The sequence below is a fragment of the Enterobacter sp. Y17 genome (assembly GCF_019730495.1).
Taxonomy (GTDB): Bacteria; Pseudomonadota; Gammaproteobacteria; order Enterobacterales; family Enterobacteriaceae; genus Enterobacter; species Enterobacter asburiae_B.
This window is the reverse complement of the sequence record NZ_JAASKP010000001.1, coordinates 1,948,358-1,962,432: the sequence shown is the minus strand read 5'-3', so window position 1 is coordinate 1,962,432 and position 14,075 is coordinate 1,948,358. Positions and strand designations below refer to the sequence as shown.

9 protein-coding genes are annotated in these 14,075 nt (G+C 54.3%); 4 read left to right on the top strand and 5 right to left on the bottom strand.

Features of this window, described 5'->3' with window-relative positions; translation table 11 throughout:
- The first annotated feature begins 42 nt into the window (after positions 1 to 42).
- Both HCH49_RS09195 and HCH49_RS09190 read left to right on the top strand, forming a co-directional pair.
- Positions 43 to 1,596 (top strand): bifunctional UDP-sugar hydrolase/5'-nucleotidase, encoded by a 1,554-nt coding sequence (locus tag HCH49_RS09195; protein ID WP_221702552.1) that lies wholly within the window; start codon positions 43 to 45, stop codon positions 1,594 to 1,596.
- A 22-nt stretch (positions 1,597 to 1,618) separates the two neighbouring features.
- Positions 1,619 to 3,145 carry an aryl-sulfate sulfotransferase gene (locus HCH49_RS09190; protein WP_221702551.1) on the top strand — a complete coding sequence of 509 codons (1,527 nt, stop codon included), beginning with the start codon at positions 1,619 to 1,621 and terminating at the stop codon, positions 3,143 to 3,145.
- 170 nt (positions 3,146 to 3,315) lie between these two features.
- Here HCH49_RS09190 and infA read toward each other — a convergent pair whose 3' ends face one another.
- From infA to trxB, 5 genes are all read right to left on the bottom strand, one after another.
- Positions 3,316 to 3,534, bottom strand: coding sequence for a translation initiation factor IF-1 (gene infA, locus HCH49_RS09185; RefSeq protein ID WP_002211347.1), 219 nt, complete (start codon positions 3,532 to 3,534; stop codon positions 3,316 to 3,318).
- Between the two features lie 284 nt (positions 3,535 to 3,818).
- Complete coding sequence (gene aat, locus HCH49_RS09180; RefSeq protein WP_221702550.1) at positions 3,819 to 4,523, bottom strand: leucyl/phenylalanyl-tRNA--protein transferase; 705 nt, start codon at positions 4,521 to 4,523, stop codon at positions 3,819 to 3,821.
- 45 nt (positions 4,524 to 4,568) lie between these two features.
- Positions 4,569 to 6,290: a heme ABC transporter ATP-binding protein/permease CydC gene (gene cydC, locus HCH49_RS09175; protein WP_048979707.1), complete on the bottom strand. Its 1,722-nt coding sequence runs from the start codon at positions 6,288 to 6,290 to the stop codon at positions 4,569 to 4,571.
- Entirely contained in the window at positions 6,290 to 8,056 is a 1,767-nt protein-coding gene (cydD, locus tag HCH49_RS09170; RefSeq protein ID WP_221702549.1) for a heme ABC transporter permease/ATP-binding protein CydD, read from the bottom strand. Before cydD ends, cydC begins: the two co-directional genes overlap by 1 nt.
- 114 nt (positions 8,057 to 8,170) lie before the next feature.
- Positions 8,171 to 9,139: a thioredoxin-disulfide reductase gene (gene trxB, locus HCH49_RS09165; protein ID WP_032638969.1), complete on the bottom strand. Its 969-nt coding sequence runs from the start codon at positions 9,137 to 9,139 to the stop codon at positions 8,171 to 8,173.
- A gap of 544 nt (positions 9,140 to 9,683) precedes the next feature.
- Here trxB and lrp point away from each other — a divergent pair.
- Both lrp and HCH49_RS09155 read left to right on the top strand, forming a co-directional pair.
- Complete coding sequence (gene lrp, locus HCH49_RS09160) at positions 9,684 to 10,178, top strand: leucine-responsive transcriptional regulator Lrp (RefSeq protein ID WP_000228469.1); 495 nt, start codon at positions 9,684 to 9,686, stop codon at positions 10,176 to 10,178.
- A gap of 135 nt (positions 10,179 to 10,313) precedes the next feature.
- Entirely contained in the window at positions 10,314 to 14,024 is a 3,711-nt protein-coding gene (locus HCH49_RS09155; protein ID WP_221702548.1) for a DNA translocase FtsK 4TM domain-containing protein, read from the top strand.
- Positions 14,025 to 14,075: the final 51 nt, after the last annotated feature.

Sequence of the window (14,075 nt, the reverse complement as noted above, 5' to 3'; positions counted from 1 at the left end):
TAATCGATAATGAAATTCTTTCTTTAATTCGAGAGTTAAAAAATGAAAAAAACAGTAATCGCGGTTTTATTACTATCGGGATATGCTTCGCTAAGTCCAGCGCAGGACGTTACCGTCATTTATACCAATGACCTGCATGCACATGTTGAGCCCTATAAACTTCCTTATGTTGCAGAAGGTAAAAGAGCTGTCGGTGGCTTCGCAAATATTGCGACTTACGTCAAGCAAGAAAAGCAAAAGAATAAGGCTACTTTTTATTTCGATGCTGGAGATTACTTTACCGGTCCATACATTAGCAGCCTGACAAAAGGGCGGGCAATCATAGATATTATGAATACAATGTCATTTGATGCTGCGTCTGTCGGCAATCATGAGTTCGACCATGGTTGGGATAATACGCTGATACAGCTCAGTCAGGCTAAATTCCCGATACTGTTAGGTAACGTGTTTTATAAAAATAGTAATGTCCTTTTCTGGAATAAGACGTATACAATCCTTGAAAAGGATGGCATTAAAATTGGGGTCATTGGGTTGCATGGCGTATTCGCTTTTGATGATACCGTTTCATCGTCAATGCGTCAGGGCATTGAAGCGCGTGACGAGGTGAAATATCTCCAGCGTTATCTGGATGAACTACGTGGAAAAGTAGATATAACCGTTGCACTCATGCATGAAGGTTTCCCTGCACGCCAGTCCAGTATCGGCAATACTGATGTCAAACGCGCCCTTGATAAGGATATCCAGACGGCGAAGCAGGTGAAAGGACTGGATATTCTGATTACCGGACATGCGCATGTTGGAACACCGGAGCCGCTTAAAGTAGGTAACACGCTGGTGCTTTCGACTGACAGCGGTGGGATTGATATTGGTAAACTGGTCCTGGATGTGGATCTAAAAAAACATCACAACAAAATAAAAAGCTTCGAACTTAAAACCCTTTACGCTGATGAATGGAAACCCGATCCGGCAACTCAGAGTGTTATTGATAGCTGGAATAAAAAGCTCTCCGAAACGGTTCGCCAAAAAGTTGGAGAGACGCCTGTTACGCTTACGCGCGCCTACGGGGAATCATCTTCGCTGGGCAATTTATTTACCGATGCAATGCTTGCTGCTGCGCCTGATGCGCAACTGGCGCTCACTAATTCAGGTGGTCTGCGTGCTGATTTGAATGCCGGTCCGATAACCCTCGGCGATGTTATTAGCGCGTTCCCGTTTCCAAATGAGCTTACCGTAATGGATTTGAATGGGAAATCCTTACGAAATCTTATGGAGCACAGTGCGTCACTCACTAACGGTGTTTTGCAGATGTCGAAAGGACTGGAAATGCGCTACGACCAACATAAACCTGTCGGGCAACGCGTTGTGCTACTTACGCTTAATGGCAAGCCAATTGTAGACTCTGAAACCTATCGTGTAGCGACAAATAGTTTCCTTGCTCCTGGTGGCGATGGCTTTACTGCATTCATTGATGGTCAGAACAAACAGGTAAAAGGTGGATATAACCTTTCCAATGCGGTTATTGATTATCTGGTGAAAGGAAATAAGATCATTCCCCAACAGGTGAATGAGATGCGAGTAAAAGAAGTTACACAGTAATAATTAACAACAGGTGAATAATATGGCAATTACCTATCTTGGAATGGAACTCGCCCCTGCTAACAACCAGCTTGCGGTCTATCTGAAGTTTATAATTGATGAGGCGATAACATATTCCTATACGGTACTGGGAAGATCGACTAGCACGACAAGTTTAGACTTTACGTATTCTTCAAATGACATTGTCTCTTTACCTGAGATAAAAATTCCGGTTATTGGGCTGTATGCAAACTACCTTAACCAGGTGCAGGTTGTCTTTAAAAACCTTAGCGGAGTGGAAGTTTTTAATCAAACCATCCAGGTAAGCACACAGCAACAACTCTACCGCGATGGGACGATTTTCCATATCGATATTGAGCAAACTGATCCCGCTAACTTCACGACCGTATGGGGAAACAGTTGGTTAATGACTACCAATTGTGATGGCTACGACCGGAACGGCGATCTTCGCTGCTATTATGCTCAGCCCTACCGTAATCAGATGCTAAAAACGCATAATGGTTATTTCTATATCGGCAGTGATGAAGATGAACACTGGTATGGGCGACGCTTTTTCAAAATCGATATTTTGGGCAACGAGATTCTGGAGTTTGATTTACGTGACCGCGATGGTAACCGCTATGCTAACACACACGATCTGATTTGGGATTCCGCCGATAATCTTTTCATGATTGGTAATGATAACCCGGACCGTTCGACCAACACGATGAGACAGGACGCATCAATTTTAAAATTTGATGAAAAGACAGGCGTGATGCTGTGGGCAAAAAATTATACCCGTGCATTTGATAATACTCAGATCCTGAATAATAGCCCCACAAACGATGCTCACCTTAACTCGCTTTCCTGGATCCCCGCAGGCGAGGCAAATGCTGAAGCGATTGTTGTCCATACTCGCTCTGCAGGCCTGACGTTTGGTATTTCTCCTGCCGACGGCAAGATATTATGGAGTATTAATACCGGGGGATTTAACAGTAATTTCGCAGCAGGACAGGGCGTTACGCAGATAGATACTTCCGGTATTGAGAGTTTTGAAAATGGCGCTCATACCGTATTCGTCACTAAAAATAGCGCTTTTGCTGGGTTAAGCAATGAGACTGAAGGAAAATTTGTTCTTTCGCTCTTTGATAATCGCTCCTGCGTGGATAATGAAGGCAATGCGGTGACTCGAGATATTACACGTGATTCAACGGCTGATTCTTACAAAACCGATCCTGCGAGAGTCATGTTCTATGCTGTTGATCTCGTCGCCAATACAGCAACCCAGGCAGGTAGCATTATCCAGTTACCCTCCGATCGTGTTCCTCAGGTCACTGATTTTATGGGGGCAGCAATAGATTATGGTGACTACTATGGCATCTACACCAACCACGCACGCTCTTTCTTTATCAGCGATGCAACAGGCCATATTATTGCCACAATCTACGATCTGATTTGCTCGATGGATGGCTATCCAGAGTTCCCTGGTGAATGCTACCGGGCAAGGTTGTTTGCAAAAGACGAGCTTGATGCTTTGATAAATATAGGTTATCAGGTGGCAAACGGCTGATAGCTTAGCAAGACACAGCCATTAAAAAGGCATTGCTGTCGAACAGACAGCCCTGACGCTGAATCGAACGGCCAAATAATTGTTCAAATAATAGCCTGCAGCACAAAAAAGTAAGGCCGGGAAAATCCCGGCCTTAATTAATATTCATCTGCCATTACAGGCGAAAACAATTAGCGACTACGGAAGACAATGCGGCCTTTGCTCAGGTCGTACGGGGTCAGTTCAACAGTCACTTTGTCGCCCGTCAAAATGCGGATGTAGTTTTTGCGCATTTTACCGGAGATGTGCGCAGTTACCACGTGACCGTTTTCCAGCTCTACGCGAAACATGGTATTAGGCAACGTATCAAGTACGGTACCCTGCATTTCAATATTGTCTTCTTTGGCCATCTAATCCTCTGGGGTATCACTACCAAGTTTTGAACCGGCAAGATAATGCCGAAATTCATCAATTAAGTAAAGAATTGCGCGATTAAAACGCAGCAAAACAGTTTCGGCGCATTGCCCAAGCGTCACGGTACAACCGAACAGGAAGCGCATTCGTAAAGGGGAGACAACAGGATAAACGTCAGGACGTTATCTGAAGCGAGGGTCCCAAACGGCGGCGGGGCAACAGGCAGAAGCTACTCTGCGGCATAATTATAACACCCTCACAAAAAATATGCGGAAAACATTTAGGCATTGGGCATAAAGAGCGTTCTCGGTATCCAGAAGTCGCGCGGGAGCTTCTCCTGACGGCTGACGTCCAGATGCTCGATATACTGGCGTCGCGGGATTTCAACAGCACCCAGCGAGGCCGTGTGCTCGTTGAGCACCTGACAATCAATCAGGCTTCCGCCGCGCTGGGCAAACGCCTCGCAGAAGACCAGCAGTGCGGTTTTCGAGGCGTTAACCGTACGAGAGAACATCGACTCGCCGCAAAATAGGGTGCCTTGCGCCACGCCGTACATGCCGCCGACGAGTGCTCCGCCTTCCCACACCTCGATAGAGTGGGCGTAGCCAAGCTCGTGGAGCTGGTGGTAGGCGGTAATGATATCGCGGGTTATCCATGTCCCTTCATAGCGGTCTTCAGCGCAGCCTTCAATGACCTGACCAAAGGCGTGATTGAGGGTGACGCGGTAGGGTGATTTCGCATGGAAACGCTTCATGCTGCGGCTCGCGTGAAACTGCGCTGGCCACAGCACGGCACGCGGATCGGGGGACCACCATAAAATCGGATCGCCGGGGGAAAACCAGGGAAATATACCGCGCTGGTACGCCATCAAAAGCCGTGCGGGACTGAGGTCACCACCAAGGGCCAGCAGCCCGTTGGGCTCACGCAGCGCCCCTTCCGGAGAAGGGAACGCGATGTTATGACGAGAAAGCTGGACCAGGCGCATGACAGCAAAACTCCAGTACGCGAGTAAGGACGCTACAAATATAGTCTACAGACGCTGTTTAAACTGGTAGTAGCGACCCTGTTTCGCCAACAGCTCTGCGTGACTACCTTGCTCAATAATGTGTCCGTTGTCCATCACAATTATCCGATCAAAACTCGCCAGTCCGCGCAGGCGGTGTGTGACCATCAGCACGGTTTTGCCGGTCATGACATTCGCCAGCAAATCAAGGATTTGGCTCTCGGTGGTGGCATCCAGCCCCTCGGTGGGTTCGTCGAGCAGCATCAGCGGCGCATCGTGCAGCAGCGCGCGCGCAATGGCCAGACGGCGCAGTTCACCGCCGGACAGCTGACGGCCGCCTTCGCCCAGCCAGCTGTTTAGCCCGTCGTCCTCAAGCAGTTTTTGCAGTCCGACCTGCTCCAGCACGGCGCGAAGCGCATCATCAGAGGCCTCTGGCGCGGCCAGCAGCAGGTTATCGCGCAGTGTGGCGCTAAACAGATGCACGCGCTGCGGAACGACGCTCACCGTCTTGCGCAGGGCCTGCTCGCTGAAATCAGTCAGCAACGTGTTATTAAAACGAATCTGGCCGCGCTGCGGATCCCAGGCGCGGGTCAGCAACTGCAGCAGCGTCGATTTACCGCAGCCGGTACGGCCGAGGATCGCCATCCGCTGTCCTGCATTAACAGAAAGGTTGATACCGTCCAGCGCGTTCTGCGCCTGTTTGTCATAGGCGAAGGTGACATCTTCAAGCGTCAGCGCAACCTGCTCTGGTACCGCGGTCTGCCCGGCACTGAACGTGACTTCAGGCTCCTGCTCGGCAATCTGCGTGATGCGCAGGGCAGAGGCGATCACCTGGCCCAGATGCTGGAAGGCGCCCGTTACCGGGGCCAGCGCCTCAAACGCCGCCAGCGCGCAGAAGACGAAAAGGGCAATAAGTGGACCCGGCTGTGAATTCCCCCCGACATCGCCGGAAGCCAGCCACAGCATGGCAATCACCGCCACGCCGCCGATTAACATCATCAGCGCCTGAGAGAAGGCCGTCAGCTCCGACTGGCGGCGCTGGGCCTCATGCCAGTTAAGCTCCGTACTTTCCATGCGGGCGCGATAGCGCTTGCTGGCGCCAAAAATCGTCAGCTCTGCCTGCCCCTGAAGCCAGGAGGTGAGCTGCTGGCGGTAGTCCCCGCGCAGGCGCGTCAGGTTTTCCCCGGTGGATTTCCCGGCGCGGTAAAACAGCGGCGGCAGAATGATGAGCGTCAGCAGCATGATCCCGCCCAGCGTCAGCGCAACGGAAACATCCAGAACAGACAGCCCCAGCGTGACCACCACAATCACCACAAACGCGCCCACGATCGGGGAAATCACGCGCAGGTAAAGGTGATCCAGCGTGTCGACATCCGCAACGACACGGTTAAGTAACTCACCCTGACGAAAACGCGCCAGCCCGGCAGGGGAGAGGGGCAGCAGTTTGCTGAAGGTGTAGATGCGCAGGTGCTGCAGCACGCGGAAAGTGGCGTCGTGGCTGACCAGCCGTTCGAAATAGCGTCCGGCAGTCCGCGTGATGGCGGTACCGCGAACACCCGCAGCCGGGAGCATATAGTTGAAGCTGTATAAACCGGCAAAGCCCGCGACGGCCGAGGCCGACAGGAACCAGCCGGAAAGCGTGAGCAGGCCAATGCTGGCGAGCAGCGTGACAATCGCCAGCACAATCCCCAGCGTCAGCATCCATTTGTGGCGTTTATAGAGCGCAAGATAAGGCAGCAGAGCACGCATCAGATGTCCTCCTGACGGTTCGCCAGCAGGGCGGCAAACGGTCCCTGGGCGGCAACGAGAGAGGCGTAATCGCCTTGCTCAACAATACGGCCGTTCTCCATGACCCAGATCTGGTCCCAGTCGGCAATCCCCTCCAGCTGATGGGTAACCATCAGGGTGGTTTGCTGCCGGGAGGCGGCGTTCAGGGCCTCCATTACGCGCTGTTCGCTGTGCGCGTCCAGGCTGGCGGCGGGCTCATCCAGCAGCATCAGCTGACAAGGATTCAACAACGCGCGGGCAACGGCCACGCGCTGCGCCTGTCCGACCGACAGCCCGGCGGACTGATCGCCGACCACGGTATCTACCCCCTGCGGAAGCAGCGGCAGAAACTCGCTGACCCAGGCGCGGTCGAGCACCGACTGCAGTTCATCTTCACGCGCGTCCGGGCGCGCCAGCAGGACGTTTTCGCGCAGCGTTGAGGCTGGAAGCTGTGGGTTTTGGCCCACCCAGCTAAGCTGTTTACGCCAGGCGTCTGGATCGAGGTTGCGCAGTTCGGTTTTGTTGATCCGCAGTGAACCCGTGTAGGCCATAAAGCCGGATAGCGCATTCAGCAGAGAACTTTTACCGGAACCGCTGGTGCCGACGAGCACCACCCGTTGTCCGGCAGGTAAGGTAAAGTTCAGCGGACCCGCGAGCACTTTGCCTTCGGGTGATAGAATAGAAAAGTCCTGCGCTTCAATCGTCACGGGGTCTTTAGCATTCAGCGTCACGTCACCCCGCTCCGGGTGTGCCAGCGGCGTTTCCAGGAACGTTTTCAGACTATCGGCTGCGCCAACTGCCTGCGCTTTGGCGTGATAGAAGGTTCCCAGATCGCGAAGCGGCTGGAAAAACTCCGGGGCCAGGATCAGCGCCAGGAAGCCGGCAGAAAGGGTTACCGCCGTGCCGTAATGGCCGAAATCCAGCGCGCCGAGATAGGAGAAGCCGAAGTAGACCGCTACGAGGGCAATCGACAGCGAGGTAAAGAATTCCAGAACGCCTGAAGACAAGAATGCAAGGCGTAAAACTTCCATAGTGCGCTGACGGAAGTCCTGCGATGCCAGGCGAATATTTTCGGTTTCTGCTTCACCGCGGCCAAAAATGCGTAACGTCTCCATGCCTCGAAGACGATCGAGGAAATGACCGCTCAGGCGACCCAGTGCCAGGAAGTTACGGCGGTTGGCATCCGCTGCACCCATGCCGACCAGCGCCATAAACAGCGGGATCAGCGGGGCGGTGCCCATCAGAATCAGCGCAGCCATCCAGTTCACCGGGAAGATGGCGATCACGATCAGCAGCGGAACGAAGACGGCAAGGGCCATTTGCGGCAGATAGCGCGCATAGTAGTCGTGCATATCGTCAATCTGCTCAAGGATCAGCGTCGCCCAGCTACCGGCAGGTTTACCCTGGATCCACGCGGGCCCGGCTTCCTGAAGACGATCGAGCACCTGGCGGCGAATCTCGTAGCGGATGTGCTGTCCGGCGTGAAAACCGACGCGCTCACGCAGCCACACCACCCAGGCGCGCAGGATAAAAATCAGGATCAGGACAATAAAAGGCAGCAACAGCGCTTCGCGCGGGATGTTCTCCATGATCATGTGATTAAGAATGCGGGCCAGCAGCCATGCCTGGGCAACAATCAACAGACCGCTAACGAACCCCAGGAGACGGGAAATCGTAAGCCAGCGGCGGGAAATAACGCTTTGCTGTTTCAGCCAGCGTGTTAACTCTTGTTGACGGGTTTTTTCCATTGCGTACTTTGCAGGTGACGTTATTAGAAATTGGGCAGCGCAATGTTACAACGGGGAGACAATAAAGGCGACTTATCGCCGCCTTTATTTACGTTTGTTACTGACTTGTAAAGATTATTTACCTTGTTCAGCCAGTCCATCGAGGTAGCGTTCAGCGTCCAGCGCGGCCATACAGCCGGTGCCCGCAGAGGTGATCGCCTGACGATAAATATGGTCCATTACGTCGCCAGCCGCGAACACGCCCGGGATGCTGGTCTGGGTCGCGTTACCGTGAATGCCGGACTGCACTTTGATGTAGCCGTTTTCCAGCTCCAGCTGACCGTCGAAGATCGCGGTGTTCGGGCTGTGACCGATCGCCACGAACAGACCCGCCACTTCAAGCGTTTCGACGTTATCGGTGTTCTGGGTATCACGGATACGCAGACCGGCAACGCCCATCTGGTCGCCCGTCACCTCTTCCAGGGTACGGTTGGTGTGCAGCACGATGTTGCCGCTGGCCACTTTATCCATCAGACGTTTGATCAGGATCTTCTCCGCGCGGAAGGTTTCGCGACGGTGGATCAGGTGCACTTCAGAGGCAATGTTCGCCAGGTAGAGCGCTTCTTCCACTGCGGTGTTGCCGCCGCCGATGACCGCGACTTTCTGATTACGGTAGAAGAAACCGTCACAGGTTGCGCAGGCAGAGACGCCGCGGCCTTTGAACGCTTCTTCAGATGGCAGACCGAGGTAACGGGCAGAGGCGCCGGTGGCGATGATCAGCGCGTCACAGGTGTATTCGCCGCTGTCGCCCGTCAGGCGGAACGGACGGTTCTGCAGATCGACCTTATTGATGTGGTCGAACAGAATTTCAGTTTCGAATTTAGCGGCATGCTCGTGCATACGTTCCATCAGCAGCGGCCCGGTCAGGTCGTTCGGGTCCCCTGGCCAGTTTTCCACTTCGGTGGTGGTGGTCAGCTGACCGCCTTTTTCCATGCCGGTGATGAGTACCGGGTGCAGGTTAGCGCGTGCAGCATAGACCGCTGCGGTATATCCCGCAGGTCCAGAACCAAGGATTAGCAGCTTACTGTGTTTGGCCGTGCCCATGAGATCCCCATTGTTGTTGGCAGACATTTGGCTGGATTGTAGGGAATTTGTTGTCGTAAAAAAAGAGCGCAGCAATTTTGATATCAATCTGTGTAATAGCCACGGGCGATGAATGAGGCGCTATAACATCACGCTTTCGCCTGAAAACCGGTCGTTTGTAAGGCAATAAAATGAGGATTAATACCCTGCCGTAATGAATATCCGGCATGTTGTACTAAAAAACGATGTTTTGCTTTGACAATCCCCTGCGCTTTTGCGAAAACATTCAAGGAAGAAAAAAAACCGCGTTAACCGTATGCCGCATAGGCATGCACGTAAATGCCATTTTTACCGGGTCAGTGAAATCTACGCATGGCGTGGACAGACGCCATACGTGATGTCGGTGACTGCCTTCGGGCAACGGTCTTCTTACCAACAGAACCCGAATCCGCATCGCGTCTAATACAAAACCAGGCGATGTGATGACTAACGGGTACAGGCTCTGAACAGTGATGTGCACAGGGTCCAGGCAGGAGTAGGGAAGGAATACAGAGAGACAATAATAATGGTAGATAGCAAGAAGCGCCCTGGCAAAGATCTCGACCGTATCGATCGTAACATTCTTAATGAATTGCAAAAGGATGGGCGTATTTCCAACGTCGAGCTTTCAAAACGTGTGGGACTTTCCCCGACGCCGTGCCTTGAGCGTGTGCGCCGACTGGAAAGACAGGGTTTCATTCAGGGCTATACTGCTCTGCTGAACCCGCATTATCTGGATGCCTCACTTCTGGTATTTGTTGAGATTACTCTGAATCGTGGTGCGCCGGATGTGTTTGAGCAATTTAACGCCGCTGTACAAAAACTTGAAGAAATTCAAGAGTGTCATCTGGTATCCGGTGATTTCGACTACCTGTTGAAAACCCGTGTGCCTGATATGTCCGCCTACCGTAAGCTGCTGGGGGAAACCCTGCTGCGTCTGCCAGGCGTGAACGACACCCGTACATATGTGGTGATGGAAGAGGTCAAACAGAGCAATCGTCTGGTTATTAAGACGCGCTAACACGGAACAGGTGCAAAATCAGCGTAGTTTGATTACACTCCTGTTAATCCATACAGCAACAGTGCCGGGGAGTCCCGGCGCTGTTGTCCGTTTTAGCAAAAAGGCAGGATATGCCTGATACCTGGAGAGCCTTTTTTGAGCCAGGAATACACTGAAGACAAAGAAGTCACACTATCGAAGCTAAGCAGCGGACGTCGTCTCCTCGAGGCTTTGCTGATTGTTATTGCCCTTTTTGCCGTCTGGCTGATGGCAGCCTTACTCAGTTTCAACCCCTCAGATCCCAGCTGGTCACAAACTGCATGGCATGAGCCTATCCATAATTTAGGCGGTGTCCCCGGTGCCTGGCTTGCGGACACGCTGTTCTTCATTTTCGGTGTGATGGCCTACACCCTTCCCGTCATTATCATTGGCGGATGCTGGTTTGCGTGGCGTCATCGTCAGAACGATGATTACATCGACTATTTTGCCGTGTCGCTGCGCCTGATTGGCGCGCTGGCGCTGATCCTCACCTCGTGCGGGCTGGCGGCAATCAATGCGGATGATATCTGGTACTTCGCCTCTGGCGGAGTGATCGGCAGTTTACTCAGTTCTGCGCTGCAGCCGATGCTGCACAGCAGCGGCGGCACGCTGGCGCTGCTCTGCATCTGGGCGGCCGGGCTGACGCTGTTTACCGGCTGGTCCTGGGTGAGCATTGCTGAGAAGATCGGAAGTTTTATCCTCACCATTCTGACTTTCGCCAGCAACCGTACCCGCCGTGACGATACGTGGGTTGATGAAGACGAATACGAAGATGAAGAGGAAGATGACGCGCCTGTGCAGCGTCGCGAGTCTCGTCGTGCGCGTATTTTGCGCGGCGCGCTGGCGCGTCGTCAGCGTGTTGCAGAGAAATTTGCCAACCCGCTGGGTCGTAAAACCGATGCGGCGCTCTTCTCCGGTAAACGCATGGATGAAGACGAGCAGGTGGCGTATCGCGCTGCGGGTGTCGCCGTCGATCCTGACGATGTGCTCTTCTCCGGCAGCCGGGCCACTCCGGGTGACTTCGACGAATACGATCCGCTGTTAAATGGCCATTCGGTTACCGAGCCGGTTGCAGCCGCCGCAGCCGCGACGACCGCTGCGCAGGCGTATGCCGCGCCTGTCGACGCCGTGATGCCATCCGCGCCGGTTTCGCCGCCGGAATCCGTTATTCAGCAGCCTCAGGTTGACTGGCAGACTGCGCCAGGCGTTCACACGCCGGAGCCGGTTATCGCGCCTGAACCTGAAAGCTACATCCCTGTGCAGCAGGAGCAGTGGCAGCAGCCATATCAGCCGCCGCAGCCTGCGTATGAACCGCAAGAGTCCCCGCACTATGAACAGCCTGTGGCCCAACCTTATCAGGAGTATGTGCCTGAACCGGTTGAACCTGTGCAGCCTTATGTAGAGCCGCAGCCTGAACCTGAAATCGTGGAAGAGGTAAAACCCTCTCGTCCACCAATGTACTATTTTGAAGAAGTTGAAGAGCGTCGTGCGCGTGAACGCGAGCAGCTGGCGGCCTGGTACCAGCCTGTGCCTGAACCGGTGCAGGAGCCGGTGACGAAAGCGCCTTCTGTTTCCGTTCCACCGATCGACCCGACGCCTGCAGTCGCACCCGTAGCGGAAAGCGTGAAGCAGGCTACCGCGGCCGCTGCCGTGGCTGCACCTGTCTTTAGCCTGGCAACAGGGGGCGCGCCACGTCCTCAGGTGAAGGAGGGGATTGGTCCGCAACTGCCTCGCCCTAACCGCGTTCGCGTTCCAACCCGCCGTGAGCTTGCCTCTTATGGCATCAAGCTGCCTTCCCAGCGTATGGCGGAAGAGAAAGCGCGCGAGCCTGAGTACGAAGATGACGCCGATGAAATGCAGCAGGACGAGCTGGCCCGTCAGTTCGCCGCGCAGCAGAATCAGCGCTACGGTAATGAATACCAGCACGATGAACCTATGCTGGAAGACGAAGAGGACGCGGCTGAAGCAGAACTGGCGCGCCAGTTTGCCGCCACCCAGCAGCAGCGCTATTCAGGTGAACAACCGGCTGGTGCAAATCCGTTCTCGCTGTCTGATTTTGAATTCTCGCCGATGAAGGATCTGGTGGATGATGGCCCGAGCGAGCCTTTATTTACCCCGAGCGTGATGCCGGAAGCTGAGCCTGTGCGCCAGCAGCCGGCACCACAGGCCTACGCGCAGCCGCAGCAGCCTGTTCAGCAGCCGTATGCGCAGCCGCATCAACCTGTTCAGCAACCGCAGCAGCCACCACAGCCGCCGCAGTTCCAGCAGCCTGCGCCTCAGCCGCAGGAAAGTCTGATTCACCCGCTGCTGATGCGTAACGGTGACAGCCGTCCGCTGCAGCGTCCAAGCACTCCGCTGCCGTCGCTGGATCTGTTAACGCCTCCGCCGTCAGAAGTGGAGCCGGTCGATACCTTCGCGCTGGAGCAGATGGCGCGTCTGGTTGAAGCGCGTCTGGCTGACTTCCGCATCAAGGCGGACGTGGTGAACTACTCGCCGGGTCCTGTGATCACCCGTTTTGAACTGAACCTGGCGCCTGGCGTTAAAGCCGCGCGTATTTCCAACCTGTCCCGCGACCTGGCGCGTTCTCTCTCGACCGTTGCGGTGCGAGTGGTGGAAGTGATACCGGGCAAACCGTACGTTGGCCTTGAGCTGCCGAACAAGAAACGTCAGACCGTCTACCTGCGTGAAGTGCTGGATAACACCAAATTCCGCGATAACCCATCTCCGCTGACCGTGGTGCTGGGTAAAGATATCGCTGGCGATCCGGTAGTCGCGGATCTCGCCAAAATGCCTCACCTGCTGGTAGCAGGTACCACCGGTTCCGGTAAGTCTGTCGGTGTGAACGCCATGATCCTCAGCATGCTCTATAAAGCGCAGCCGGAAGATGTGCGTTTCATTATGATCGACCCGAAAATGCTCGAACTGTCGGTCTACGAAGGCATCCCACATTTGCTGACCGAAGTGGTCACCGATATGAAGGACGCCGCCAACGCCCTGCGCTGGAGCGTCAATGAGATGGAACGCCGCTACAAGCTGATGTCTGCGTTGGGCGTGCGTAACCTGGCCGGGTATAACGAGAAAATTGCCCAGGCTGTGCGCATGGGGCGTCCGATCCCGGATCCTTACTGGAAGCCGGGTGACAGCATGGATGCCCAGCATCCGGTGCTGGAAAAGCTGCCTTATATCGTCGTGCTGGTCGATGAATTCGCTGACCTGATGATGACCGTCGGTAAGAAAGTAGAAGAGCTGATTGCCCGTCTGGCGCAGAAAGCGCGTGCGGCCGGTATTCACCTTGTGCTGGCGACCCAGCGTCCTTCCGTGGACGTGATCACTGGTCTTATCAAAGCGAACATCCCGACGCGTATCGCCTTTACCGTATCCAGTAAAATTGACTCCCGTACCATTCTTGACCAGGGCGGCGCAGAGTCGCTGCTGGGTATGGGTGATATGCTCTATTCCGGCCCGAACTCCACCTCTCCGGTGCGTGTCCACGGTGCGTTCGTCCGCGATGAGGAAGTTCACGCCGTCGTGCAGGACTGGAAGGCGCGTGGTCGTCCGCAATACGTTGACGGTATTACCAGCGACACGGAAAGCGAAGGCGGCGGCGGTGGCTTCGACGGCGGCGAAGAGCTGGATCCGTTATTCGATCAGGCGGTTAACTTCGTTACCGAAAAACGCAAAGCGTCCATCTCTGGCGTGCAGCGTCAGTTCCGCATCGGCTATAACCGCGCAGCGCGCATCATCGAGCAGATGGAAGCGCAGGGTATTGTGAGCGAGCAGGGGCATAACGGTAACCGCGAGGTGCTGGCACCACCGCCGTTTGATTAACCTTCAGCGATTGCAAAGAAGGGTAAATCAGCCAAAATTAAGCATTTTCTT

Bases quoted from the DNA above. Each gene is read 5' to 3' on its own strand.
- HCH49_RS09190 (WP_221702551.1), top strand. From the start codon at position 1,619: ATGGCAATTACCTATCTTGGAATGGAACTCGCCCCTGCTAACAACCAG.
- HCH49_RS09195 (WP_221702552.1), top strand. From the start codon at position 43: ATGAAAAAAACAGTAATCGCGGTTTTATTACTATCGGGATATGCTTCG.
- cydD (WP_221702549.1), bottom strand. From the start codon at position 8,056: ATGGAAAAAACCCGTCAACAAGAGTTAACACGCTGGCTGAAACAGCAA.
- cydC (WP_048979707.1), bottom strand. From the start codon at position 6,290: ATGCGTGCTCTGCTGCCTTATCTTGCGCTCTATAAACGCCACAAATGG.
- infA (WP_002211347.1), bottom strand. From the start codon at position 3,534: ATGGCCAAAGAAGACAATATTGAAATGCAGGGTACCGTACTTGATACG.
- lrp (WP_000228469.1), top strand. From the start codon at position 9,684: ATGGTAGATAGCAAGAAGCGCCCTGGCAAAGATCTCGACCGTATCGAT.
- aat (WP_221702550.1), bottom strand. From the start codon at position 4,523: ATGCGCCTGGTCCAGCTTTCTCGTCATAACATCGCGTTCCCTTCTCCG.
- trxB (WP_032638969.1), bottom strand. From the start codon at position 9,139: ATGGGCACGGCCAAACACAGTAAGCTGCTAATCCTTGGTTCTGGACCT.